Origin of the sequence: Novosphingobium sp. (assembly GCF_036803765.1) — a bacterium.
Classification (GTDB): Bacteria; Pseudomonadota; Alphaproteobacteria; order Sphingomonadales; family Sphingomonadaceae; genus Novosphingobium.
This window is the reverse complement of record NZ_DAIRTS010000027.1, coordinates 1-22635: the sequence shown is the minus strand read 5'-3', so window position 1 is coordinate 22635 and position 22635 is coordinate 1. Positions and strand designations below refer to the sequence as shown.

General features: G+C 64.9%; 26 protein-coding genes. 19 read left to right on the top strand and 7 right to left on the bottom strand.

The features are described from left to right. The first annotated feature begins 21 nt into the window (after window positions 1–21). From V7Q48_RS15470 to V7Q48_RS15460, 3 genes are all read left to right on the top strand, one after another. Entirely contained in the window at window positions 22–783 is a 762-nt protein-coding gene (locus V7Q48_RS15470) for a MotA/TolQ/ExbB proton channel family protein (RefSeq protein ID WP_333839362.1), read from the top strand. Window positions 784–908: 125 nt separating this feature from the next. Continuing rightward, window positions 909–1439 (top strand): ExbD/TolR family protein, encoded by a 531-nt coding sequence (locus V7Q48_RS15465; protein WP_333839360.1) that lies wholly within the window; start codon window positions 909–911, stop codon window positions 1437–1439. 63 nt (window positions 1440–1502) lie between these two features. Then, a complete protein-coding gene (locus V7Q48_RS15460) occupies window positions 1503–1943 on the top strand; it encodes an ExbD/TolR family protein (RefSeq protein ID WP_333839357.1) in 441 nt (146 codons plus the stop codon). Between the two features lie 690 nt (window positions 1944–2633). On the opposite strand, the gene V7Q48_RS15455 is transcribed toward V7Q48_RS15460, so the two are convergent. Further along, window positions 2634–3959 carry a hemolysin family protein gene (locus V7Q48_RS15455; RefSeq protein WP_333839355.1) on the bottom strand — a complete coding sequence of 442 codons (1326 nt, stop codon included), beginning with the start codon at window positions 3957–3959 and terminating at the stop codon, window positions 2634–2636. Window positions 3960–4160: 201 nt separating this feature from the next. Between V7Q48_RS15455 and V7Q48_RS15450 the strand changes: the two genes are divergently transcribed. Beyond that, entirely contained in the window at window positions 4161–4850 is a 690-nt protein-coding gene (locus V7Q48_RS15450) for an OmpA family protein (protein WP_333839352.1), read from the top strand. Window positions 4851–5026: 176 nt separating this feature from the next. Next, a complete protein-coding gene (locus V7Q48_RS15445; protein WP_333839349.1) occupies window positions 5027–6049 on the top strand; it encodes an aldo/keto reductase in 1023 nt (340 codons plus the stop codon). A gap of 41 nt (window positions 6050–6090) precedes the next feature. On the opposite strand, the gene V7Q48_RS15440 is transcribed toward V7Q48_RS15445, so the two are convergent. Next, the gene (locus tag V7Q48_RS15440; protein ID WP_333839346.1) at window positions 6091–6891 is read right to left on the bottom strand and encodes a 3'(2'),5'-bisphosphate nucleotidase CysQ; all 801 of its coding nucleotides are present in this window, start codon (window positions 6889–6891) and stop codon (window positions 6091–6093) included. Window positions 6892–7085: 194 nt separating this feature from the next. Here V7Q48_RS15440 and sucC point away from each other — a divergent pair, with 194 nt between their 5' ends. After that, window positions 7086–8285, top strand: coding sequence for an ADP-forming succinate--CoA ligase subunit beta (sucC, locus tag V7Q48_RS15435; RefSeq protein WP_333839343.1), 1200 nt, complete (start codon window positions 7086–7088; stop codon window positions 8283–8285). Between the two features lie 3 nt (window positions 8286–8288). Continuing rightward, on the top strand, window positions 8289–9173 hold the full coding sequence (gene sucD / locus V7Q48_RS15430) for a succinate--CoA ligase subunit alpha (protein WP_333839341.1): 885 nt from the start codon (window positions 8289–8291) through the stop codon (window positions 9171–9173). 335 nt (window positions 9174–9508) lie between these two features. Here the strand turns inward: sucD and V7Q48_RS15425 are convergent, their stop codons facing one another. The 3 genes from V7Q48_RS15425 to galE all read right to left on the bottom strand — a co-directional run bounded on the left by V7Q48_RS15425 (window position 9509) and on the right by galE (window position 11661). Then, window positions 9509–10165, bottom strand: a complete 657-nt coding sequence (locus V7Q48_RS15425) for an HAD family hydrolase (protein ID WP_333839338.1) — start codon at window positions 10163–10165, stop codon at window positions 9509–9511. Between the two features lie 265 nt (window positions 10166–10430). Further along, complete coding sequence (ykgO, locus tag V7Q48_RS15420) at window positions 10431–10556, bottom strand: type B 50S ribosomal protein L36 (RefSeq protein ID WP_008069451.1); 126 nt, start codon at window positions 10554–10556, stop codon at window positions 10431–10433. A 73-nt stretch (window positions 10557–10629) separates the two neighbouring features. Then, window positions 10630–11661, bottom strand: a complete 1032-nt coding sequence (galE, locus tag V7Q48_RS15415) for a UDP-glucose 4-epimerase GalE (protein WP_333839316.1) — start codon at window positions 11659–11661, stop codon at window positions 10630–10632. Window positions 11662–11886: 225 nt separating this feature from the next. Here galE and V7Q48_RS15410 point away from each other — a divergent pair, with 225 nt between their 5' ends. The 4 genes from V7Q48_RS15410 (at window position 11887) to V7Q48_RS15395 (ending at window position 14731) form a co-directional block, all read left to right on the top strand. Continuing rightward, window positions 11887–12678, top strand: coding sequence for a DUF4136 domain-containing protein (locus V7Q48_RS15410; RefSeq protein WP_333839313.1), 792 nt, complete (start codon window positions 11887–11889; stop codon window positions 12676–12678). Between the two features lie 104 nt (window positions 12679–12782). Beyond that, entirely contained in the window at window positions 12783–13385 is a 603-nt protein-coding gene (locus V7Q48_RS15405; RefSeq protein WP_333839310.1) for a DUF4136 domain-containing protein, read from the top strand. Beyond that, window positions 13382–14542 (top strand): M14 family metallopeptidase, encoded by a 1161-nt coding sequence (locus V7Q48_RS15400; RefSeq protein WP_333839308.1) that lies wholly within the window; start codon window positions 13382–13384, stop codon window positions 14540–14542. Before V7Q48_RS15405 ends, V7Q48_RS15400 begins: the two co-directional genes overlap by 4 nt. A 66-nt stretch (window positions 14543–14608) precedes the next feature. Further along, window positions 14609–14731, top strand: a complete 123-nt coding sequence (locus V7Q48_RS15395) for a hypothetical protein (RefSeq protein ID WP_333839306.1) — start codon at window positions 14609–14611, stop codon at window positions 14729–14731. A 238-nt stretch (window positions 14732–14969) separates the two neighbouring features. Here the strand turns inward: V7Q48_RS15395 and V7Q48_RS15390 are convergent, their stop codons facing one another. Beyond that, window positions 14970–16127, bottom strand: coding sequence for a tyrosine-type recombinase/integrase (locus V7Q48_RS15390; RefSeq protein ID WP_333839303.1), 1158 nt, complete (start codon window positions 16125–16127; stop codon window positions 14970–14972). 24 nt (window positions 16128–16151) lie between these two features. Continuing rightward, complete coding sequence (locus V7Q48_RS15385) at window positions 16152–16802, bottom strand: hypothetical protein (protein ID WP_333839300.1); 651 nt, start codon at window positions 16800–16802, stop codon at window positions 16152–16154. A 122-nt stretch (window positions 16803–16924) separates the two neighbouring features. On the opposite strand from V7Q48_RS15385, the gene V7Q48_RS15380 reads away from it, so the two are divergent. From V7Q48_RS15380 to V7Q48_RS15345, 8 genes are all read left to right on the top strand, one after another. After that, window positions 16925–17098, top strand: coding sequence for a helix-turn-helix domain-containing protein (locus V7Q48_RS15380; RefSeq protein ID WP_333839298.1), 174 nt, complete (start codon window positions 16925–16927; stop codon window positions 17096–17098). Window positions 17099–17150: 52 nt separating this feature from the next. Beyond that, complete coding sequence (locus V7Q48_RS15375) at window positions 17151–17855, top strand: hypothetical protein (protein WP_333839295.1); 705 nt, start codon at window positions 17151–17153, stop codon at window positions 17853–17855. Between the two features lie 103 nt (window positions 17856–17958). Beyond that, window positions 17959–19014 (top strand): AAA family ATPase, encoded by a 1056-nt coding sequence (locus V7Q48_RS15370; protein WP_333839293.1) that lies wholly within the window; start codon window positions 17959–17961, stop codon window positions 19012–19014. Window positions 19015–19252: 238 nt separating this feature from the next. After that, the gene (locus V7Q48_RS15365) at window positions 19253–19540 is read left to right on the top strand and encodes a hypothetical protein (RefSeq protein ID WP_333839290.1); all 288 of its coding nucleotides are present in this window, start codon (window positions 19253–19255) and stop codon (window positions 19538–19540) included. A 116-nt stretch (window positions 19541–19656) separates the two neighbouring features. Further along, window positions 19657–20094: a terminase small subunit protein gene (locus tag V7Q48_RS15360; RefSeq protein ID WP_333839288.1), complete on the top strand. Its 438-nt coding sequence runs from the start codon at window positions 19657–19659 to the stop codon at window positions 20092–20094. Then, a complete protein-coding gene (locus V7Q48_RS15355) occupies window positions 20091–20486 on the top strand; it encodes a hypothetical protein (RefSeq protein ID WP_333839286.1) in 396 nt (131 codons plus the stop codon). Before V7Q48_RS15360 ends, V7Q48_RS15355 begins: the two co-directional genes overlap by 4 nt. Window positions 20487–20558: 72 nt before the next feature. Beyond that, on the top strand, window positions 20559–21203 hold the full coding sequence (locus V7Q48_RS15350) for a hypothetical protein (protein ID WP_333839285.1): 645 nt from the start codon (window positions 20559–20561) through the stop codon (window positions 21201–21203). A 295-nt stretch (window positions 21204–21498) separates the two neighbouring features. Further along, a complete protein-coding gene (locus tag V7Q48_RS15345) occupies window positions 21499–22620 on the top strand; it encodes a M23 family metallopeptidase (RefSeq protein ID WP_333839283.1) in 1122 nt (373 codons plus the stop codon). Window positions 22621–22635: the final 15 nt, after the last annotated feature.

The window sequence follows — 22635 nt, the reverse complement described above, 5'->3', positions numbered from 1 at the left end:
ATTCTTGAGAGGAAGACCCGAATGTTTATCCAGACGCTTGCCGCTGCTGCGGCCAACGCCGCGCCGCAGAACAAGTTCGGCTTCGTCGAAGCCCTGCAGGCTGGCGGTTTCATCTCGTACGCCACGGTGACCATCCTCGGCATCATGTCGTTCGGCTCGTTCTTCATCCTGTTCACCAAGTACTTCGAACAGGCGAAGATCCTCGGCCAGTACAAGGCGCTCGCCAACTTCTGGCGCGCCCCGACCCTGCGTGAAGGCGCTGCCAAGCTCGACAAGAACAGCGCATGGCGCCAGCTCGTCGACGACGGCATCGCCGCCGAAGACCAGCACGCCAAGATGACCGACGCCCTCGAAGCGCACGACTGGCTGCACGGCTCGCTCGCTCGTTCGGAAGCTTCGATCAACGCGCGTCTCGCCGGTGGTCTGCCCTTCCTCGCTACCGTCGGTGCAACCGCGCCGTTCATCGGTCTGTTCGGTACCGTGGTCGGCATCTACCGCGCCCTGATCGCCATCGGTCTCGCCGGTTCGGCCTCGATCGACAAGGTCGCCGGTCCGGTCGGTGAAGCTCTGATCATGACCGCGCTGGGTCTGCTCGTCGCCGTTCCCGCCGTGCTTGCCTACAACTGGCTGCAGTCGCGCAACAAGAAGATCGCCGAGCTGCTCCAGGGCTTCTCGACCGACGTTCTTGCCAACATCACCTCGAAGGGCGCCGTGAAGCCCGCCGTCGGTCCGGCTCCGGCCGTCAAGCCGGCTGCCCCGGCTGCTGCCCCGATCAAGAAGTAATCTGCCAGTCGAGGCCGGCGGCACGACCGTCGCCGGCCTTGTCCGCACTCCGCGGGTCGTGGCCAGGGTGGCCCTCAACACCCAACCTGGCCCTCTCGCGGCTTGAAACGGATAGGATGTAACCAATGGCAATGTCTGTAGGCGGCGCTGGCGGAGAAGAACGCCCGATGTCGGACATCAACACCACGCCGCTCGTGGACGTGATGCTGGTGCTGCTGATCATCTTCCTCATCGCGGTTCCGGTTGCGATCCAGACCGTCGAGAAGCTCAAGGTTCCGGTTCTTCCCTCGGAAGAAACCCAGGACAAGGTTGAAAACCTGCTCCTCGCGGTCGTCACGACCGACGATGCCGGCCGCAGCCCTCGCGAACCCGGTTACCAGGGTTCGAGCCGCAACGGCGAATGCCGCGTCTATTTCAACAACGTGACCCCGGTGGACAACACCGAGCTGTACAAGCAGGCTTTCGATCGTCTCGACGCGATCGTGAAGCGTGAAGGCGGCGCGGCCAACATGGACCCGGAAAAGATCCCTGAAGTGCACATCCGCGGCGACGTGAACGTCCCCTGGAAGTGCATCGCCGGTGCGATCTACAACGTGCAGGCCGCGGGCTATCCCAAGGTCGGCTTCATCTCCACCCCGGTCGATCCCAACGGCTAAGCCGGACCGACTGACCGGGGCGCGCCCTGCAAGGGGCGCGCACGGCGAACAGGAGTAACACCCATGGCAATGAGCGGCGGCAAGGACGATGGCGCGCCGATGATGGAAATGAACACGACGCCGTTGATCGACGTCATGCTCGTGCTCCTCATCATGTTCATCATTACCATCCCCGTGGCCACGCACTCGGTCAACGTCAACCTGCCGCAGGCGAGCCCGCCTACGAACAACCCGGTTGTCGACCCTGTGAAGAACAAGCTGGTTCTGACGCAGACCAACCAGATCCTTTGGAATGGCTCGACCATCAACGAAGGCAACCTGGTTTCGCTGCTGCAGTCGACCAAGGCGATGAATCCGGAGCCGGAACTGCAGTTCCAGCCGGAAGCCTACTCCAGCTACGAAACGGCCAACCGCATCCTGAAGATCATCACCGATTCCAAGGTGACGAAGTTCGGGTTCGTCGGTAACGAAAACTTCGCCACCTTCGGGAAGGCGTCGAACTGACACGCTGCTGACGCAGCACAGGGTCCGACACAGGTCGGAAACCCAGATCAAGGGGCGGAGCAATCCGCCCCTTTTTCGTGCCCGGATGAGATGGGTCCCGAGGGCTGCGAAGGGGGCGTGGGCTTGGTCTGAGCCAGGGGAGATTCCATGGCGGCGAGCCGCCCATCGGGACGGGCTGACATTCCGCGTCATCGCGACCGATGCTGCGACGACATCGGCGTCGTCCTGCTGGCGGGGGGAGGGCCTGAGTGCTGTGCCGCGAGGGTAGCGCTCTGGCGCCCTTCGACAAGCTCAGGGCGAACGGAGGTTGGGTGCAATCACGATGCCCGGCGCGTTATCCCAACGCTGGGGTAGGGTAATCGGCTTGCCGGACAACCGTCCCGTCAGGCGCAGGCATCGGATGGGCTACATTGCGCGAGCGATCGGCCTCGCGGATAGTTTCTCTGCAATGCCACGGGGCAGTGAGGGCTGCCGTTGCCTTGCCCCAAGCTGTAGCCCCATGCGGCGGGGAACTGGGAGATCGATACCGGCGCGGTGTGACCTCGAGTGCGTAACCGACTGAATGGCACTGCATACGGAAGGCCGGATGTTTTGGCCCAGATGCTCGGCGCGCGGACGATCAACGGCACACCGACTTCAGGCGCAGGCAGGATTCAATTCGGCGCGGCCCGACCCCTCACCCGTCGGTGATCAGCCGTCGAGTTCACCGGACGCGGGCGCGGACTTCGCGCGCGACACGAGCAGCTTGTCGATCTTGCGGCCGTCCATGTCGACGACCTCGAAGCGCCAACCCTGTTCGGTGAAGTGTTCGCCCTCGACCGGCAGCTTGCGCAGCACGGAGAGCGCGAAGCCCGCGACGGTCGCGAAGTCGCGATCCTCGGGCAGGTCTAGGCCAAGCCGGTCGGCGAGGGCATCGGCCGCCAGTGCGCCGGCGATGAGCAGCGATCCGTCCTCGCGTTCGATGATCATCGGCCCGTCACCGACATCACCGTGACCGACGAAATTGCCGGCGATCGCGGCGAGCAGGTCGGCGGGCGTGACGATGCCCTCGAGATGGCCGTATTCGTCGTGGACCAGGGCAAGCGCGACTTCGGCCTGCTGGATCACCCGCAGCGCGTCCATCGTGTCGAGTTGGTCGGGCACGATCGCGGGTTTGCGCATCAGTGCCGCAAGCCCGGGGGCCGTGCCGCGCAGCCGGGCGGCGAGAACGTCGCGCACCTTGACCACGCCGACGATGCGATCGACCGAGCCATCGGCCACCAGTAGCAACGAATGCGGGCTGTCCTCGATCGCGGCGGCAAGATCCTCGTCGGTGGCGTCGAGTTCGATCCAGTGCAGTTCGATGCGCGGGGTCATGACCTCGCGCACCGGGCGATCGGCGAGGCGCATCACGCTGGTCATCAGCGCGCGCTCCTCCTCCTCGATCACGCCCGAGCGCGTCGCCTCGGCGAAGATCATCTGCAGCTCTTCGGCGGTCACGTCCTGCTCGCCGCCCTTGCCCAGGCCCAGGAGGCGCAGGATGAGCCTGGACGAGCGATCGAGCGCCCAGACGAACGGCGCGGTGATGCGCGACATGATGACCATCGGCCGCGCCGCGATAACCGCGATCGGCTCTGCCGCGCTGAGCGCCAGCTGCTTGGGCACTAGTTCGCCGACCACGAGGCTGAGATAGGTGGTGACCGCAATCACCAGGACGAAGCCGGCCTCGGCGGCGTAGGCCGCGGGCAGGCCGAGCGCGGCAAGCCGCTCGCCCACCGGGCCACCGAGGCTGGACCCGGAATAGGCACCGGCGACGATGCCCACGAGCGTGATGCCGATCTGGACGGTCGACAAAAATTTACCGGGGTCTGCGGCAAGGTCGAGTGCAACACGCGCACCGCCCTTGCCCGCCTCGGCCAGCACCTTCATGCGGGCCGGCCGTGCCGAGACGATCGCCAGTTCCGACATGGAAAACAGGCCGTTGAGGACGACGAGGCCCACGATGACAAGGGCGTCTGGCCAGGGAAATGGGGTCACGCCCGGAGGCCTAGCAGATTTGTGCGCCGCCGCGAAGACCTTCCCGGCCCCCGCCAGGGCGTAGGGCGGCGGGAACTGGTTCGGGAACCATTCAGGTGTCGGCCGTGTATTGCGAGGGCCTATCTTTTCCGATCATGTCGGAGCCGGCGGTTCACCCTCGGCACGCAAGCGATCGAACGAATTGTCTGAAGGGGAAGTCCAATGAAGCTCTCGCGTCTCGCCGTATCCAGCCTTTGCGCGGTCTCGCTCGTCAGCCTTTCGGCGTGCGTCACCGATCCCAACACCGGCCAGCAGAAGATCTCGCGCACGGCGCTGGGTGGCGGCGCGGGTGCGCTGGGCGGCCTGCTGCTGGGCGGCCTGATCGGTGGTGGCACCGGCCGCATCGTCGGCGCGGGCATCGGCGGCATCGCCGGCGCGGCGGTGGGCTACACCATGGACAAGCAGATCCGCCAGCTGCGCGAGCAGACCGCCGGCTCGGGCGTCGACGTGACCCCGACCGACAATGGCCAGGCGATCCTCGTCAACCTGCCCAACGGCGTGACCTTCGACACCGACAGCACGCTGATCAAGCCGGCGTTCCGCGACACGCTCGACCGTGTCGCGCAGTCGCTGCAGCAGTACCCGAACTCGCTGATCGACGTGTACGGCCACACCGACTCGACCGGTTCGGACGCCTACAACATGACCCTGTCGCAGAACCGCGCACAGGCCGTCGCTGACTACCTGTCGTCGCGCGGCGTGAACCCGCAGCGCCTGCGCGCGCAGGGCTACGGCAAGACTCAGCCCGTGGCCTCGAACGCCACCGACCAAGGCCGCGCTGCCAACCGCCGCGTGGAAATCAAGATCGTGCCGGTGACGCAGGACGACGTGGCGCGCGCTCGCGGCATGTAATCCCGCGCTCGCCTGGCGAGCGTTGACATGGAGGGCCTCTTCGCCGGCGCAGGCGGAGAGGCCCTTTTTCATGCTGCGGTTGCGCGCAGGGCCCGCTGCTGGCATCCCGGCGCCGATCCCGCGCCGGCCTCGATGCGAAGGGCCGGTGCGAACCGAGAAGCAGGAGCATTCCCCCAATGTCCGCCACGTCCGCGATCCCCACCGTCACCCGCCGCGCCCTCGCCGGACGCACGATCAATCCCGTCGGGCTGGGTTGCATGTCGCTGAGCTGGGCCTATGGCGGCCGGCCTAGCGACGAGGACGGCATCGCCCTGCTGCACCGCGCCATCGACCTGGGCTATGATCACTTCGACACCGCCCGCCTCTATGGCCAGGGCCATAACGAGACCCAGGTCGGCAAGGCGCTCGTGGGCAAGCGCGACAAGGTGTTGCTGGCCAGCAAGATGGGCATTTTCGCGACGGGCGAGAAGCGCGGCGTCGATTGCCATCCCGACACGATCCGCGCCGAGCTGGAAAAGTCGCTGACGCTGCTGCAGACCGATCACATCGACCTCTACTACATGCACCGCCGTGACTTCACCGTGCCGATCGAGGATTCGGTGGGAGCGATGGCGGACCTCATCGCCGAGGGCAAGATCGGCGCGATCGGCCTGTCGGAGATGTCGGCCGATACGCTGCGCCGCGCCGCCGCCATCCACCCGATCGCGGCCATGCAGACCGAATATTCGCCGTGGACCCGCCAGGCCGAGATCGCGGTGCTCGAGGCTTGCCGCGAGGTCGGCACGACGTTCGTCGCGTTCAGCCCGGTGGCGCGCGGCGCGCTGGCCAACGGCGTGCGTGATCCGCAGGCGCTCGAGGAGGGGGATATCCGCAAGGCCATGCCGCGCTTCATGGGTGAAAACTGGCCGCGCAACCTGACGCTGATCGACGGCTTCAACGCCATCGCGGCCGAACATGGCGTCACGCCCGCACAGCTGTCGCTGGGCTGGGTGCTGGGCAAGGGCGATCACATCGTCGCGATTCCCGGCACGGCCAAGGTCGCGCACCTCGAGGAGAACATCGCGCGCTGGGACTGGACGATTCCGGCGGATGCGATGGCGGCGGTCGATGCGCTGATCAACCAGCGGACCGTGTCCGGCCACCGCTATGCCAGCGGCATGCTGCCGACGATCGATACCGAGGACTTCGCTGCGGCCTGAAGAGGACCGATGGTCGGGGCGGCTTCGAGACGGAAGCCGCCTCAGCCGCGCTTCACGGTCCCGGCGCGCAGGGCTTTGGCGGTGGCGGGCGCGACGAGGGCCCGTGCGGCTTCGTGGATGGCAGGTGCGGAAACCAGCACGCCGAAGGCCCGTGGGTCGGGCTTGTTGAACGCGAGCGGCGCGCCGTGCGAGTCGCTGACGAGCGCGCCGGCTTCCTCGGCGATCAGCGCGGCTGCGGCGATGTCCCACTCATAGCCCCAGCGCCAGGTGGCGAGCAGGTCGGCCTCGCCGCTGGCGACCATTGCCATGCGCAGCGCGATCGAGTTGGGCTTGGCGACCGGCACCAGAGGAACGCCGGCCGGCGGGTGCTGGTCCATCGGCATGCGTGCGCCCTCGAGCGTGGTGCGGTTGCTGGCGACCAGGGCATGGCCGTTGCGCGTCGCGCCTGCACCAGCGCGCGCGATCCAGGTTTCGCCCCGCGCGGGCGCGGCGAGGATGCCCAGGATCGGGCGGCCGGCGCTGGCCAGCGCGATCGACACCGCCCAGCCCGCACGCCCCGCCACGAAATCGCGCGTCCCGTCGACCGGATCGACCAGCCAGCACAGGCCACGGTCTAGGCGCTCGGGATGGTCGACCGTTTCCTCGGACAGCCATCCCGCCTCGGGCAAGAGCGCCCCTAGGGATTCGCGCAGGAACCCGTCGACCGCGATGTCGGCCTCGCAGACCGGGTTGCCCGGGGCCTTCTCCCAGCAGCGCGGTGCATGTCCGGCACCCGGCCACATGCCAAGCGCGATGCGGCCGGCCTCTTCGGCAACGGCCTGGATGGCTTGCGGATCTATCATTCGACAATGCTTCTGGGGATTGCGGCGCCGGGGCGCAAGGGTTTCCCGCTCGCGCACCCCATCCCGGCAGTCCGTTGCGCGCTGCACCAAGAACCGCATGAATTGCGTTGCAACCGCGAACGCGTCTGGTTAGGGCAGCGCGGAAAATCTCGGCGCAAGCCATCCCTCCACTCATACGTAAGCGGGGATCTCGCATGAACGTCCACGAATATCAGGCCAAGGAACTGCTCGCCAAGTACGGCGTCGGCATTCCGGCCGGCATCGCCGCGCTGACCGTCGAAGAGGCCGTTGCCGCTGCCAAGCAGCTCCCCGGGCCGCTCTACGTCGTCAAGGCGCAGATCCACGCAGGCGGCCGCGGCAAGGGCAAGTTCAAGGAACTCGGCCCCGACGCCAAGGGCGGCGTGCGCCTCGCCAAGAGCGTCGAGGAAGTCGAGGCCTTCGCCAAGGAAATGCTCGGCAACACCCTTGTCACCGTGCAGACCGGCGACGCGGGCAAGCAGGTCAACCGCCTCTACGTCACCGACGGCGTCGACATCGCCAAGGAATACTACCTCTCGCTGGTCGTCGACCGTGGCACCGGCCGCGTCGCGCTGATCGTGTCGACCGAGGGTGGCATGGACATCGAGGAAGTCGCCCACGCGACGCCCGAGAAGATCACCACGATCACGATCGATCCGGCGCAGGGCTTCATGCCGCACCACGGCCGCGCCGTCGGCTTCGCGCTGAACCTGTCGGGTGACCTCAACAAGCAGGCCGCCAAGATCGCGCAGCAGCTCTACACCGCGTTCGTCGCGCTGGACTGCGACATGCTCGAGATCAACCCGCTGGTCGAAACGAAGGACGGCAAGCTCCTGGTGCTCGACACCAAGATGAGCTTCGACTCGAACTCGCTCTATCGCCACCCCGACGTCGTCGCCCTGCGCGACGAGACCGAGGAAGACCCGGCCGAAATCGAGGCGAGCAAGTACGACCTCGCCTACATCAAGCTGGACGGCGACATCGGCTGCATGGTCAACGGCGCTGGCCTCGCCATGGCGACGATGGACATCATCAAGCTCAACGGCATGTTCCCGGCCAACTTCCTCGACGTCGGCGGTGGCGCCAACAAGGAGAAGGTGACGGCGGCGTTCAAGCTGATCCTTTCGGACCCGGCGGTGAAGGGCATCCTCGTCAACATCTTCGGCGGCATCATGAAGTGCGACATCATCGCCGAGGGCATCGTCGCCGCGGCGAAGGAAGTGAACCTGCAGGTTCCGCTGGTCGTGCGCCTCGAGGGCACCAACGTCCAGGCGGGCAAGGACATCCTCGCCAACTCCGGTCTCCCCATCGTTCCGGCCAACGACCTTGGTGACGCCGCCAAGAAGATCGTCGCCGAAGTGCAGAAGGTCGCCTGATCCATGAGCATTCTGGTCAACAAGAACACCAAGGTCATCACCCAGGGCATGACCGGTGCCACCGGCACGTTCCACACGGAACAGGCCCTGGCCTATGGCACGCAGATGGTCGGCGGCGTGACGCCGGGCAAGGGCGGCACGACGCACATCGGCCTGCCCAACTTCAACACCGTTGCCGAAGCCAAGCACGCCACCGGTGCGACCGCTTCGTGCATCTACGTTCCGCCGCCGTTCGCCGCCGACTCGATCCTCGAGGCGATCGACGCCGAGATGGAACTGATCGTTGCGATCACCGAGGGTATCCCGGTGCTCGACATGGTCCGCGTCAAGCGCGCCCTGCAGGGCTCGAAGTCGCGCCTCATCGGCCCGAACTGCCCCGGCGTGCTGACGCCCGACGAGTGCAAGATCGGCATCATGCCCGGCTCGATCTTCAAGAAGGGCTCGGTCGGCGTGGTTTCGCGCTCGGGCACGCTCACTTATGAAGCGGTGTTCCAGACCTCGAACATCGGCCTCGGCCAGACCACTGCGGTCGGCATCGGCGGCGACCCGGTCAACGGCACGAACTTCATCGACGTGCTCGAACTGTTCCTGGCCGACGACGAGACCAAGTCGATCATCATGATCGGTGAAATCGGCGGCGACGCCGAAGAGCAGGCCGCGCAGTTCCTGATCGACGAGGCCAAGCGTGGCCGCAAGAAGCCGATGGCCGGCTTCATCGCCGGTCGCTCGGCCCCTCCGGGCCGCCGCATGGGCCACGCCGGCGCGATCGTCTCGGGCGGCAAGGGCGATGCGGAAAGCAAGATCGCCGCGATGGAAGCCGCGGGCATCCGCGTGAGCCCCTCGCCGAGCTTGCTGGGCGAGACCCTGGCCGAAGTGCTCAAGGGCTGATCGACCGCTTCAGGTCAAACGGTTAGAAAGGCCGGGAGGGCAACCTCCCGGCCTTTTCCTTTTTGAGGTTGGGGAATGTTCTAAGCCCCGCCGTCAGCGCGTGCCGCGCTGCCACCTCCCCCATCGGGGATGGGGAGGATCCTTAGGTCCTTCCTGCCGCAGGCGGGGAGGGGGACCGCCGGCACAGCCGGTGGTGGAGGGGTATCGCTCTAGCTCCGCCCCTCCGTCAGCGCGTGCCGCGCTGACACCTCCCCATCCGAGATGGGGAGGATCTTGAGGTCCTGCCTGCCGCAGGCGGGGAGGGGGACCGCCGGCGCAGCCGGGGGTGGAGGGCCTTAGAGCAGCCCGTGAGCCTGGAGGTCCGCTTCCAGCGCCTTTGCGCCCTGCACGAAGTGATGCGCGTGCCAGCCCAGCGCGCGCGCGGTGGCGATGTTGGCGGCGTTGTCGTCGATGAACAGCATGGTCTGGGGCGCCTGGCCGAAGCGGGCGGCGGCGTGGTCGAAGATGGCCGCGTCGGGCTTCACCATGCGCTCGACACCCGAGACCACGATGTCGGCAAAGTGGTCGAGGATCGGGAAGGTCGGGCGGAACAGGGCCCAGGCTTCCTCGCCGAAGTTGGTGATGGCGTATTGGGGCACGCCGCGGCCAGCCAGCTGGCGGACGAGGTCGTGCGTGCCTGCGACGGGGCCAGGAATGCTGTCGAGCCAGTGGCTGGCATAGCGGGCGATCAGCGCGGCATGCTGCGGGAATTCTGCGCTGCGCGTCGCCACCATTTCGGCCCAGGTCACGCCCGCGTCGTGCTGCGCGTGCCAGTCTTCGCTCACCACGTCGCGCACGAAGGCGGCCCGTTCGACCGGATCGGGGATCAGGTCGCGGTAGAGCAGCCCGAGGTCCCATTCGACGAGCACGCGGCCGACGTCCCACACCACGACGGTCGGGGCAGGAGAGGTCGCGCCGGAAATGGCGCCGGAAATGGCGGTGGTGGCGGGCATCGGTTGCTCCTTCAGGGGGCGCCTCGCGACGCACACGGATGCCCTGCCGCAACGATGCGACAGAGCCATGGCAATGCGTCTGCCAGTGCCCAGCGCCTCGACAAGGCCGCCCCGATGGATCGGACGCACAAACGCAACCAGCCCGCTCCCCGGACCGGGACCGCAATAAAGCGGCGAACCGGGCCGGGGAGCGGGCTGGCTTGGCCTCGGGGGCCGTGCTGCGCGGGGATGGCGGAGCTGGGCCCCGCCGACCGCACGCGCTGGATCAGCCCTGGCGCGCCTTGAAGCGACGCTGGGTCTTGTTGATCACGTAGGTCCGGCCACGACGGCGGATCACGCGGTTGTCCCGGTGACGGTCCTTGAGCGACTTCAGGCTGTTGCGAATCTTCATGGCTCTTCCCTTTGCCCGAATCCGACCGGGCACAAAACTGAAGGTGCGCGGTTAGTGGCGCCCCTGCGGAAAGTCAACCGCCAGCGGGCATTTCCCCGGCCGGGGCCGCGTCGCGCAGTTCGGTCAGCCGCCGTTCCCATGCCAGCGCATGGCCGATGATGACATCGAGATCGGCATAGCGCGGGGTCCAGGGCAGCGTGGCCTTGATCCGGCTGTTGTCCGAGATCAGCGAATCGGGATCGCCGGCGCGACGGCCCTGCAGCACGCGCTCGATCGGGCGGTTGGTGACCCGGTCGACCGCGTCGAGCACTTCGAGCACCGAGAAGCCGCGGCCATAGCCGCAATTCATCGTCAGCGATTGCGTCGGCTGCGCCACCAGCGCCTCGAGCGCCAGAACGTGCGCCTCGGCCAGGTCGCTGACGTGGATGTAATCGCGCACACCGGTCCCGTCGGGCGTATCGAAATCGGTGCCGAACACGCCGACCGTGTCGCGCTTGCCCAGCGCCGCCTCGACCGCAACCTTGATGAGGTGCGTGGCGCCGGCCGTCGATTGCCCGGTGCGAGCCTGCGGATCGGCGCCCGCGACGTTGAAGTAGCGCAGCACGCAGTAATTGAGCGGATGGGCGCGCGCGGTGTCGGCCAGCATGATCTCGCTCATGAGCTTGGACATGCCATAGGGGTTGATCGGACGCTGCGGGCACGTCTCGGTCACCGGCGACACTTCGGGGATGCCGTAGGTCGCCGCGGTCGACGAGAAGATGAAGTGCCTGACCCCGCCACTGACCGCCGCGGCGATCAGGCTGCGCGTGCGCGCGGTGTTGTTGTGATAGTACTTGAGCGGGTTCTCGACAGATTCGGGGACGACCACCGATCCGGCGAAATGCATGATCGCACCGATGCCCTGTTCGGCGAAGATGCGCTGCAGCAGGGCCTCGTCGGCGATGTCGCCCTGATAGAACGGCACGCCATCGGGCACGGCAAAGCGAAATCCTGTGACCAGGTTGTCGATCACCACCACCGGCCAGCCGGCATCCTGCAGCGCGAGAACCGCGTGGCTGCCGATGTAGCCGGCGCCGCCGGTGACGAGGACGGGAACCTTGCTCATGCTGCGAATCACCTGTGGCTGACGGTCTTCTTCGCACTAGCAGCATGGAGCTTACGGGAAATCCGCTAATTGCTCCCAAATCGCCGAAACCATCGCGCAGGGCTTGGCTTCCACCCGCGTTAAGCCAATGGTTCAGGCGGTGGCAATTCGCCTGCCGCCATGCCTGCCCACCGGCTCCGACGTATTTTGTCCGGACTGCCGGCCCTTTGTGATCGGATCTGTCGCATGTCTCGTCCCACCGCCCGCTTTTCCGTCCTGCGCACTTTCGGAGTGCTGGCCCTTGCTGCGGCCGGCATCGGCGTGACGGCGGCGCCCGCCATGGCGCAAGGGTGGGGTGGCGGCTTCGGCGGCTATGGCGGGGGTGATTACGGCTGGGATGGCTATGGCAGCCGTGGCATCGGCGGGCCGGGCCGCGCCTCATCGCGCAGCAGCCAGCCCTCCAGCCGGATCGACGTGACCTCGTATCGCAGCGCCGATGCGCTGGCGCTTCTGGGCAAGGGCAAGATCGTCATCGCCGGGGTCGACGCGCCCGCCGAGGATCTCGAGCAGGGTGCCGACACGCCCAGCCCCGACAAGCTGCCGGTCTACGAGGCCGCGGTGGTCGATGCGCTGGTCGGGCACGGCTACGATACGCAGACCGCCACCGATGCGGGGCAGATCGCCGAGGTCGCGGTTAGCCACCAGGTCGTGGTGCCAGAGGAGATCAAGCGCTCGCCCGTCAGCGGCGCCATGAGCACGATGGTCAGCAACCGCGGCTCGGGCGTCGCGCTCGGCCTTGCGGTCGACCTGTCGAAGCCCGCCAAGGCGATCGTGTCGACGCGCATGGACGTGCGCATCCGCGACAAGGCCAGCGGCCGCGTGCTGTGGGAAGGCCACGCCGAGGGCATGGCGCGCGAGGGCGAGGGCGGCCTCGACGATGGCGCCATGGCGACGCGCCTCGCCAAGGCGCTCTTCGCCCGTTTCCCCGAGGGCCAGGTCGTAATGGCCGATGCCGCGACGGGCGCGCCCACACCCTGATCCGGACACAGTCTGATTGGGCAGGCGGCGGCCATGGCGCGGGGAACCGGCAGGGCGCCGGTTTCGTTTTGCTGCAAAAGATATCGACAACAAGGATGCCTGCCATGCGCCGTTCGGCCATCGTCGCCCTGATCGCCACGCCCCTCCTGTCCCTCGCGGTGCCGGGGCTCGCCTCCGCCAACCCGATCGAAGTGACGCGGTTCGCGGCCTCCGACGTTGCGACGCGCGTCGGGCACGGGGCGGCCGCGGTCGTCTCGGTCAGCGGTGGTGACCCGCAGAGCCTGGCCGACCAGCCATGGATCGCGGCGGTGCAACGCGAACTGGCCAGCCTCGGCTATGGTGCCGCAACGCCGGGTGCGGCCGATGTCGTCGCCGAAGTCGACGTGCAGCGCGAGACGGTCGGGCGCAGCGGCAGCCGCGGCCCGGTCAGCGTCGGCGTGGGCGGTGCCACGGGCAGCTATGGCGGCGGCCTTGGGCTGGGTCTGGGCTTCAATTTCGGCGGAGGCCCGCGCCGGCTCGATGCGACGCGGGTGCGCGTGATCCTGCGCGACCGTGTCAGCGGCCAGCCGATCTGGGAAGGCCGCGCCGAAAACAGCGAGAAGAGCGGCAGTCGGGCAGCCTCCGCCGATGTCCTGGCCCCGCGCCTCGCGCGCGCGTTGTTTGCGGGCTTCCCCGGCCAGTCGGGCACGACTATCACGGTGAAATGAACCAGACCCCCGACACCGCCGCTCCGATCCTCGTCAACGCCGCCTTCGATTCGGGCAACATCGAGGTGCTGTCGATCGACGGCACGCGTGCCACGCTGGCCATCCGCCGCGACAACCAGTCCGAATTTGCCCAGTGGTTCCACTTCCGCGTCAGCGGCGTGGCGGGGCGCGAGCTGGATCTCGCGATCACGGGGCTCAACACCTCCGCCTATCCCGACGGCTGGCCGGGCTACTCCGCCTGCGTTTCGGAAGATCGCCAGCTGTGGACCCGCGCCGCTTCGGACTTCGATCGCGGGCGTGACGGCGGCACGCTTCACATCCGCCATCGCCCGGCCGGTGACGTCGTCTGGTTCGCCTATTTCGCGCCCTACTCGATGGACCGCCATCACGACCTCGTCAGCGAGGCTGCGGCCAGCCCCGGGGTCGTGCATCGCACGCTCGGCCTGTCGCTCGACGGCCAGCCGATCGATTGCCTCGACCTGGGCGAAGGCCCGCTGCAGGTGTGGCTCTATGCGCGCCAGCATCCGGGCGAGAGCATGGCCGAATGGTGGATGGAAGGCGCGCTCGAGGCGCTGACCGATCCCGCCGACCCGCACGGCCGCGCGCTGCGCCAGGCGTGCACGTTCCACATCGTGCCCAACTGCAATCCCGACGGCTCGGCGCGCGGCCACCTGCGCACCAATGCGGTCGGCGTCAACCTGAACCGCGAATGGCACGAGCCGACCGCAGAGCGCGCCCCCGAAGTCCTCGCGATCCGCAATGCGATGGACGCGACAGGCGTCGACTTCGCGATGGACGTCCACGGTGACGAGGCGATCCCCGCGGTGTTCCTCGCCGGGTTCGAAGGCATCCCCTCGCTCACCGACGCGCAGCTGGCCGGGTACCAGCGCTATCGCGCGATCCTTGATCGCCGCACCCCCGATTTCCAGGTCCGCCGCGGCTATCCCGAGACGCGCCCGGGGCAGGGCAACCTGTCGATGTCCACCAACCAGGTCGCCGAGCGCTTCGGCGCGGTGGCGATGACGCTGGAAATGCCGTTCAAGGACAACGCCGACCTGCCCGATCCGCTGTTCGGCTGGAGCCCCGAACGCAGCAAGCTGCTGGCGCGCGAATGCCTCGCGGCGCTGCTCGAATGGATCGACACGCGCGAGAGCTGATCGCGGGGCGTTGCCCGAGCCTGCATTTTTACCGACCGTTAAAGGGTGCCGGGCCATGGAGCGACCATGGCCCGCGCTCTCTCCTTCGCCAGCACCTCGCTGAGCCCGCTCAACACCCTTGCGCGCGAAGCGCTGTGGTCTTTGCCCGTGCTGGGCTGCGCGCTGGCGCTGATCCTCGCCGGACACTGAGCTAGGCGCCGGCATCGCTGTCGCGGGCCGCTCGATCCACGCAGTATCGATCCGAAAAGCACGCGGCTTGCGCGCAGCAATGTGCGTGGCGACAGCGCTTTTGCGCGCCGGTCGCCTGGGTAGATCACGATGTCGGAAGGTCCCTTGGATGCCCCGCGAGGATTCGAACCTCGATAGACGGAATCAGAATCCTTTTTGTGACCAGCAAATCCGATAGTTTTGGCGGTCTGTGTTGCATCTATGTTGCATCGGCAAATAGCGCTCGTTCAATTGCGCCGGCGTCTTGGGCATCCTTCTGTGCCTCCTCGAGAAGATGGCCGTAGGTATCGAATGTCATTTGAATTGAGCTGTGCCCCATGAGCGCCTGCACTCGCTTAGGGTTAAGGCCTTGCTCGATCCACAGCGATGCCGCGGCGTGCCTGAAAGCATGCATGCCGTAGCGCACATCCGGCTTGGCGTCTTCGGGCGCATCTTTCGGCAGCGGATCTACAGTGCCTGCGGCGATTTGCACTGGGCCGACAAGACTGATGGTCATGACGCGGTGCGATAGGGGGCGGCCCTTCTCGCTGGGAAATACAAGGTCTAGCTCGTGCTGGGGGCAAGCCTTCTTCCACGTCTTGAGTGCAGTCACCGCGCGTGGGGGGAGCGGTATTGTTCTGTGCCCAGCTTCAGACTTAGGCGGGCCGATCGTCCCTTGGGCGTCTGCGCGTTGGGAAACGGTAAGGCGTGCCCGCTTCAAATCAATGGATGACCAGGTGAGCCCGCGCAGTTCTGAGGCACGCAGGCCGGTGAATATAGCTAGCTCGACGAGCGCACGGGCTTTCGGGTCGGCCTTCTCTGCAGCCAGCAGGATGGCGCGCAGATCGGCCTTGGTCGGAGGTATGGCCTTGGGTTTCTCCCGGCTCATCTTCCGCGGCTTAACCGCCAGGGCGACGTTTTGAGCTACCAGCCCGCGCTCTTGGGCCTCGGTAATTATGGCTTTGAGTGATCGCAGCAGCCGCAACGCCATCGGCCGGGACTGGTGCATCATCCATTCGTCGAGGATCGCGCGCACCTTGGGTGCGGTCAGCTGGCTGAGCTTGGTAGCGCCGCACTTTGGCACGATGTGTAACCGTACATGCTGGTCATAAGCAGCAATCGTTGTTGGTTCTCGTCCATTCGCACGGACCGTATCGAGCCAAATCTTCGCCGCGGCTTCGATGGTGATCGAAGTGCTATCGGGGGTGTGGATGCCACGCTGGACTTCGGCACGAGCGTTCGTGGCCCAAGCCTCGGCCGCCTTTTTTAGAGCGAACTGCTTTGCGCGGCGCTTTCCGGTCTGGTCTCGGTAATCGCACAACCACGCGGTCTTGGTTGAACCATCGGGTGCTGTCCATGTACGCTTACGGATGGACATAGATGCTTGCCTTGCCTCCTAAAGCTACCGTTTCGCGAAACCGTCCATATGATCCATGAACCGCTTAAGGTCAGCCTGGCGGGCCACGACGCTGGCTTCGAGCGATTTGAAAACACTCATGTGATCAAATTCCGGGCGGACATACTTCAGTAATTCCATTGCTCTAATGAGAAATGGTCTCAAATGTATTATGAAGTGGCGATGAATTTCGCCAACAACGGGAGAGTAGTTTATCTCTTCTTTCATTATCGATGGAATTTTGTCGATTGGTAAAACTGAAATGTATTCCTTGTAGTCAAATTTACCCTCGCCTTCCAACGTTAAATCTCTAAGGGCTTCTGGACTAAATATCCATGCAAGATCTGACAAGGGAATATCATCGCTCCAATAACTTGTAGCTTGCTCAGGGGTTATGGCAAATAACAAAGAAGCTTCGCACTCATCCCAATTATCATTTAATATTTGGACGATCCTGGATGGCGTCATTCCCATTTGGGAAAACTCAATGGCAAAGCAGAGCTGAATAAACATTTTAGCGGAATATACTGCACGCTTTCCGGTCCCAGTATTTGCCCCTTGGGGAAATCCCAGGCGTTGGAAATGCTTTAGCCGAGCCCTGAAGGCTACGCGTTTTTCTTCGGAAATGTGATTGAGGGCAACGAGGGTAGCCTCCACGTCGGCATAGGAAAGCTGGACCACCTCAAACCCCCAAGAAGACGAAACATACATCTTCCTTGCACGGAGCCGCAGGAAAGTCTAGGAAGACGAGGATTGATCCTCGTATTGTGAGGTTTTCCATGCTTAACTCAGACCTGTTGAACGGCGCGAAGGCAGCTGCGGCTTACATCGGGCAAACTCCTCGAGCCGTTTATCACATGACTGAAAAGGGGTTGTTGCCTGTGATCCGGAAGGGGCGGCGGTTGTATTTTCGAAAGTCGGAGCTTGAGGCCGCGTTCCGATCGGCTGTCTAGACGGTGCACCAAATGCGGTGTTCGAACGTCACTTTGGGATCGGGAGGTCTCCATGCGAGACGCTAAACGAAAACGCCCAGCCTTTGCCGAGGCCGGGCGCTCACATGATTTTCGACAGTTCCAAGCGGGTACTTATCAGACTGGCGAGAATCGAACAAGCCACACGGCTTTCGCTTCGGCGTCTGACCTGATGCAAGAAGCCTTCGCATCCGTCCGGAACGTGAGGCAAGCGCACCTGGATTATCTTCGAGCGTTAGGTGTGTCGCCCGGCGCGCTGGCCTGCCTGGGCCAGGTACAGCCGCCTTTCGGGGTGCTGGGCGTTCAGGAACTTGAGGGTTCCCTTTTCGAGCCGTCGCCAGTGGGTCGGCCGGCTTTGATCGTGCCGGTTGCGAAGCCGATCACAAGGGATATTCAGGGATTGTCGATCGACGATATAGCGATTGTTGACTTGATCGCTGTTCGATCGGCCGAGCCCACGCGCTGGCTTTGGCGCGATGGCAGCGCCTGGGCGCTGGGCTCCGGCCTTCTTGGCCAGAATGCACCTTTGAGAGTCGTGCCCACTCCGTTTGACTGGTTGAAGGCTGGCGGCCAAGCGCTCTGCATTCTTGATTGGGCGGCGCCTGCGCATTGTTGGGAACTGCTGCGCGGGGAACTCGCGCTCGAACTACCCGATGGCCAACTGCGGAATCGGCTACGCAACGCCCTCGTTCGAAATGCAGCTCTCCCGCCCATGGAGGTCGCGCCGCGTGCCGCTTAGTCTGGCCCAAGTCGATGATCGGCAGCAGATGCGAGGCGGGGCCAAGGGCGCAGAGCCTCGGCCGATCCTGCCGTTTGAGTGGGCTGGAAGCACTTCCCCTGTCTTGGACGGGCTGTGGTTGATTGACGAGTGGTTGCCGAAGCAAGGCATTGCTGCGGTTTATGGCCACCCAGGTACAGGAAAAAGCTTCCTCGCTCTCGATATGGCTGCGCATGTGGCCAGCGGGTCGCCTTGGGCCGGGCGCCACGTCGAACGCGGGTTGGTACTCTATGTCGTGGCGGAAGGCCAAACAGGCTTTCGCAATCGCCTCTTTGCTATGCAACAGGCTGGTCAGATCGCACGCGATGCGCCGTTCGCTTTCATCCCGACGCCGATCGATATGCAGGCACCCGATGGCGACTTGCCATCGCTCTTGGAGACGATCCGCGCGGCGACCGATCAAGCTGGTTTGCCCATTGCAATGCTAGTGATTGATACCCTGTCCAAGACGTTTGGTGCGGGCAAAGAAAACACCGACGATATGGCCGGCTACGTCGCCAACTGCCAACGCGTCGCCTCGGCGTTCGATTGCTTGACCGTGATTGTACACCATCGGCCCAAAGACGGGGAGAGCAGGGATTTACGGGGGCACTCGTCGCTGCGTGGTGGCTTGGAAACCATGATCCTTGTCGAGGCGGGCGATATCAAGACGGCGACCACGCTCAAACAGAAGGACGGCGAGGATAACGTTGCGGTGCGCTTCAAGCTGGAGCGCGTCGTGATCGGCGTCGACAAGCGCGGTAAGGAGATCAGCACTTGCCTAACCCATGTCGTGGATGGCGTCGCAGCGCCGGCGCCTAAACACCCCATGGATGTCAAGCGCGCGGGCCTGTCCGGGCATAAGAAGACCGCGCTTCGGACTATTGAGGATATCATCGAGCGCAGTGGCGTGAACCCACCCAGCGAGATCCCTACAGATAGCATTGATCGCTACCGGACATGGAAGGCCGTCGATGCTGCTGCCGTTAGCGAGCGCCTCAAAAACGAGTTCTACGCGCTCGAGGACGGTGACGAGGAAAAGCGCCGGGACAACTCCCGCCGCAACGCAAATCGCGCCCTGAAAGACCTCAAATCGCTGGGTGTGATCGGCAGCTTTGGGGAATGGATTTGGCTCAATTGACCGGGACAAACCGCCCCATTTTTACCCTCGGCGGGACGAGTGGTTTTGTCCCGGTCCGGGACGAAGGTGGGACGAAAATCGGGACAAATGAAATGGCGCAATTCTGCGAGTTTTTGAGCTTTGGAGCAAAGGTGGGACGAATTTCGGGACAACACCGGGACAACGGGACAAGTGGGACAACACCCTTTAGGGGTTGTCCCTTTGTCCCGCCCGTCCTGCTGACTGCGGGGGACAAGGCGTGAGCTTGCAAATCTCATCGGAACAATATGAGCGCTGGGCTGAAAAGCGTTGCCAGTGGCTGAGACAGTGGAACGAACTTGGGGGCACAGTCAGCGCCCAGTTGAACGAACGCGGCGCGATTTGTGGGGTGGAGATTTTTGCACCCGATCGTGACGCGCTGGACGCCAAACAGCGCTGGGTCCTTTCGTGTCTTGAGCGGCAATTCGACTGGTCCGATGTGGCCTTTGCCTTGGAGCGGTCTGGGCAGCTTGTCGGCCCTGAAGCGCAACAGGGGCGAATGCAGTGACGGAACCGCGCTCCCCTCGACCGGAGCATGACGCGCGCCCGCGCGCGAGGCGTAAGGGCAAGTTACCTTCGACCGGCGCCGCTTCGTTGTCGCAAGGTCCGCTGTCTGCCCAACAGATGGAAATCTGCCAGCGCATCATGGCGGGCCAGAGCGTCCGGAAGATCTGCGCTGATGAGCACATGCCCGCGCAGTCGACGGTATTCGAATGGCTTGCTCGCAATGCCGATTTCCGCGCTGCCTATTCGCTGGCCAAGAGTTTTCAGGCCGAGACGCTGGCAGACGAAATCCTTGAGATCGCGGATGATGCGGCCGGGGACTTCGCGGTCGGTGAGGATGGCCCACAATTCCAAGCGGAGCACGTCCAGCGCGCCCGCCTGCGGGTTGATAGCCGCAAGTGGCTGGCCTCCAAGCTCGCGCCCAAGCGCTATGGCGATGCCCTGTCACTGAGACACGGGAGCGCCGATCCTGGCTCGCGCCAACTCACCCAAGAAGAGATCACTTCTCGCCTCGCTGCGATCTTGTCGGGCGTGGCCAATCGAAAGGGACGACCATGAACCTCGCAAACATACTTCGGACCGGCACGCCTGCAGAATTGCGCGAGATTGGCGAGCTCCTGCTTCAGCTGGCTGACATGCCGCGCGATGCGGGCTGGCAGGCGATGACCGATAGCACGCTGAAGCGCTTTCAGAACCCTGACGATGCGCGCCTTGTCGATCACATCCAGCGCTGGGATGCTACATGCAGGGCGTGGCATGCCAAGCTTTATGCCGACAAGACCAGTCATCGGCATTTGCTTGCCGCTGAACTCGAGCGGCGCGGCGATACCAGGACCGAGGCAGAATACCTGGCCGATGTCGTAGGGGCGCAAGGCGTGCTCCATTCCGACGTCGAGGAGGCATTTCTGGTTCTCGAGGATGGGGTGCGTTTGCGATTCACGGACCACTAAACGTGGCACATCGTCGCCTTGCGACGCGGCCGGCGGCAATGGTGCTGGCGCCGCGTCCCGAGGGAACGACCGATGGCAATCTCGAAAGCGGACTTTGACGCCCGCCGCGCCGAACTTCAGCGCGGCATCGCCCTGGCTCAGGATGAATATGCCTCTGCCAGCCTCAAGGAGCTGACCGGCGCCGGCACTGATGCCGATGTAGATGCTGCCAAGGTGCACCTCGATGCGCTGCGCGGCAAGCTCTCGGACTTGGACGCAGCCCAAAAGGCAGCGGAGGCGGATCTTGCAGCTGAGCTGGCCGGCATCAAGCAACAGAGCTTCGCTAGCGCGGTGGATCGGGTCGAAGCTGCGCTTACCATTCGGCGTGACGCAGTGGAGGTCGTCGAAAAGGCTGCCGCCGACCTGTGCGCCGCGCTCAACGCCTATGCCGACGCAGGTCGCGAGATCGTGCGGATCGCAGGCTCGGCCGCCTCAGGCCGATCTGCTGGCGAACTGAAGAACCGTATCTTCGGCGTGGAGCAAGCGGTCAACCCGAACGCCTGGACGGCGCCGATTCTCGCTGCGTCGATCTTCGCGGAGAACCGCGTTCAGGTGGCATCGGGTGGCCAGCGTCGTGCCGAAGCTTTCGCAGGTGGCGATGCGTTGGCTTTCGAGAATCTGCGAGCCGGCAAGGTACGTGCGGCATTCCAGACCTTGGCTCCGGCGTCGGAGGCCTGATCATGGAAACACACCGCGTTCTCGTTCAGCGCCAATCGCCGGAAGGGCTGATGTGGCTTCCTGGTGATCAGGTCGTTTACTCGGGCCCGGCCCATTGGACGCTCGAACCTTTGGAAGCCAAGGCTAGGGCAAACTGGCTCACGTCGGTCGCGGACCCCGAGCGGGTGCGTGCGGCAAACGCAGGGCGTGCGATCGCTGGTGTTTTCCGTGAGGACGAGGACCCGCTCCCGGCCGGCACGTACACCCTGCGCAATGCGCGGAGCTATCCACCTTCTGGCTGGCAAGGGTAACAACGATGCGCGCCCCGCAATATCAGCAGGCCACCAGCGGCGTTCAGCCGGTGGCCGCGCGCTTCCAGGCACCCGAAATGCGAACGGGCCCGGTGGCCGCGGCGCTTATGGGGGCGGCGGAAACGCTTCAGCAATTCGCGGCCGACAAGGCTAAGCGGGACGAACTGGCCGCCCGAACCGCTAGTGGTGAAGCCGCGCTGGCCTTTCAGGATCAGGCCGGCGCGATCATGGCGGAGGCGACGACCGCGCGCGGTTTGAATGCGCAGGCTGCGCACAAGTCTGCAGACGAGGCCTTGCGGGAGGTGCAGCAGAAGTTGATTGGCGGGGCAACTTCGCCTCTGGCGCGGCAATTGATCAAGCAACAGACCGACGCCTATCTGGTCGGCTATCGCGCCGATCTCGCAAAGCACGAGACGCAGCAAGTTTTCGCCGCGGCAGGTGATACGTTTGGGGCGCAGGCCGACGCGGCCCGCCAGGCAGCGGCACAGCAATGGCAAAACCCTCAGGCGGTTGCTGCTCAAGTTCAGATCGGACGAAATGCAGCTGAGCAGCAGGCGCTGTTGCTGGGCAAATCACCGGAGGCGGTGGCCCAATCGGTAAAGGATTATGAGAGCGCCGTTCACCGCGGCACGGTTGAAATGCTGTTCGCCGGCGGCGAGAACGATGGTGCCCTTGAATATGCCAAGGCTCATCTCGATAGGATGAACCTGGGCGACCAGACCGCCATCATGGGGGCCCTCAAGGAAACAGCGCAAAACCGCCAAGCCTATTCGGATGCGCAAGCCGCAATTGCGGTTGGTGGGCCGGTCCCGGCCGCGTCATCCAGTGCCAAGTTTACACCGCCGGTCCGAAATGGGCATATCACCGATGCGTTTGGGGCGGCTCGGCCCGGCGGCCGCGCTCACAACGGCGTCGACTTCGCTGCGCCGGAGGGCACGTCAGTTACGCCTATCGCGCCCGGCACAGTGGTTGCGACAGGGCAGGACGCGCGATCAGGTCTTTACGTTGTTGTCGATCATGGCGGCGGGCTGGTTTCGACCTATAGCCACCTTGGGCGCCAGGAAGTGAAGGGTGGTGAGAAGGTCGGTGTGGAGCGGCGTGCAAAATTGACCCCCTTAGCGGGGTGATCGGCGTCTAAAATT

What these genes read in the sequence shown, in the direction of transcription:
- sucC (WP_333839343.1), top strand. Translation starts at nt 7,086, where the DNA reads ATGAACGTCCACGAATATCAGGCCAAGGAACTGCTCGCCAAGTACGGC.
- V7Q48_RS15355 (WP_333839286.1), top strand. Translation starts at nt 20,091, where the DNA reads ATGAACCTCGCAAACATACTTCGGACCGGCACGCCTGCAGAATTGCGC.
- V7Q48_RS15375 (WP_333839295.1), top strand. Translation starts at nt 17,151, where the DNA reads ATGCGAGACGCTAAACGAAAACGCCCAGCCTTTGCCGAGGCCGGGCGC.
- V7Q48_RS15450 (WP_333839352.1), top strand. Translation starts at nt 4,161, where the DNA reads ATGAAGCTCTCGCGTCTCGCCGTATCCAGCCTTTGCGCGGTCTCGCTC.
- V7Q48_RS15425 (WP_333839338.1), bottom strand. Translation starts at nt 10,165, where the DNA reads ATGCCCGCCACCACCGCCATTTCCGGCGCCATTTCCGGCGCGACCTCT.
- ykgO (WP_008069451.1), bottom strand. Translation starts at nt 10,556, where the DNA reads ATGAAGATTCGCAACAGCCTGAAGTCGCTCAAGGACCGTCACCGGGAC.
- V7Q48_RS15390 (WP_333839303.1), bottom strand. Translation starts at nt 16,127, where the DNA reads ATGTCCATCCGTAAGCGTACATGGACAGCACCCGATGGTTCAACCAAG.
- V7Q48_RS15360 (WP_333839288.1), top strand. Translation starts at nt 19,657, where the DNA reads ATGGAAATCTGCCAGCGCATCATGGCGGGCCAGAGCGTCCGGAAGATC.
- V7Q48_RS15410 (WP_333839313.1), top strand. Translation starts at nt 11,887, where the DNA reads ATGTCTCGTCCCACCGCCCGCTTTTCCGTCCTGCGCACTTTCGGAGTG.
- V7Q48_RS15460 (WP_333839357.1), top strand. Translation starts at nt 1,503, where the DNA reads ATGGCAATGAGCGGCGGCAAGGACGATGGCGCGCCGATGATGGAAATG.
- V7Q48_RS15350 (WP_333839285.1), top strand. Translation starts at nt 20,559, where the DNA reads ATGGCAATCTCGAAAGCGGACTTTGACGCCCGCCGCGCCGAACTTCAG.
- V7Q48_RS15380 (WP_333839298.1), top strand. Translation starts at nt 16,925, where the DNA reads ATGCTTAACTCAGACCTGTTGAACGGCGCGAAGGCAGCTGCGGCTTAC.
- V7Q48_RS15470 (WP_333839362.1), top strand. Translation starts at nt 22, where the DNA reads ATGTTTATCCAGACGCTTGCCGCTGCTGCGGCCAACGCCGCGCCGCAG.
- V7Q48_RS15345 (WP_333839283.1), top strand. Translation starts at nt 21,499, where the DNA reads ATGCGCGCCCCGCAATATCAGCAGGCCACCAGCGGCGTTCAGCCGGTG.
- galE (WP_333839316.1), bottom strand. Translation starts at nt 11,661, where the DNA reads ATGAGCAAGGTTCCCGTCCTCGTCACCGGCGGCGCCGGCTACATCGGC.
- V7Q48_RS15465 (WP_333839360.1), top strand. Translation starts at nt 909, where the DNA reads ATGGCAATGTCTGTAGGCGGCGCTGGCGGAGAAGAACGCCCGATGTCG.
- V7Q48_RS15400 (WP_333839308.1), top strand. Translation starts at nt 13,382, where the DNA reads ATGAACCAGACCCCCGACACCGCCGCTCCGATCCTCGTCAACGCCGCC.
- V7Q48_RS15395 (WP_333839306.1), top strand. Translation starts at nt 14,609, where the DNA reads ATGGCCCGCGCTCTCTCCTTCGCCAGCACCTCGCTGAGCCCGCTCAAC.
- V7Q48_RS15445 (WP_333839349.1), top strand. Translation starts at nt 5,027, where the DNA reads ATGTCCGCCACGTCCGCGATCCCCACCGTCACCCGCCGCGCCCTCGCC.
- V7Q48_RS15440 (WP_333839346.1), bottom strand. Translation starts at nt 6,891, where the DNA reads ATGATAGATCCGCAAGCCATCCAGGCCGTTGCCGAAGAGGCCGGCCGC.
- sucD (WP_333839341.1), top strand. Translation starts at nt 8,289, where the DNA reads ATGAGCATTCTGGTCAACAAGAACACCAAGGTCATCACCCAGGGCATG.
- V7Q48_RS15405 (WP_333839310.1), top strand. Translation starts at nt 12,783, where the DNA reads ATGCGCCGTTCGGCCATCGTCGCCCTGATCGCCACGCCCCTCCTGTCC.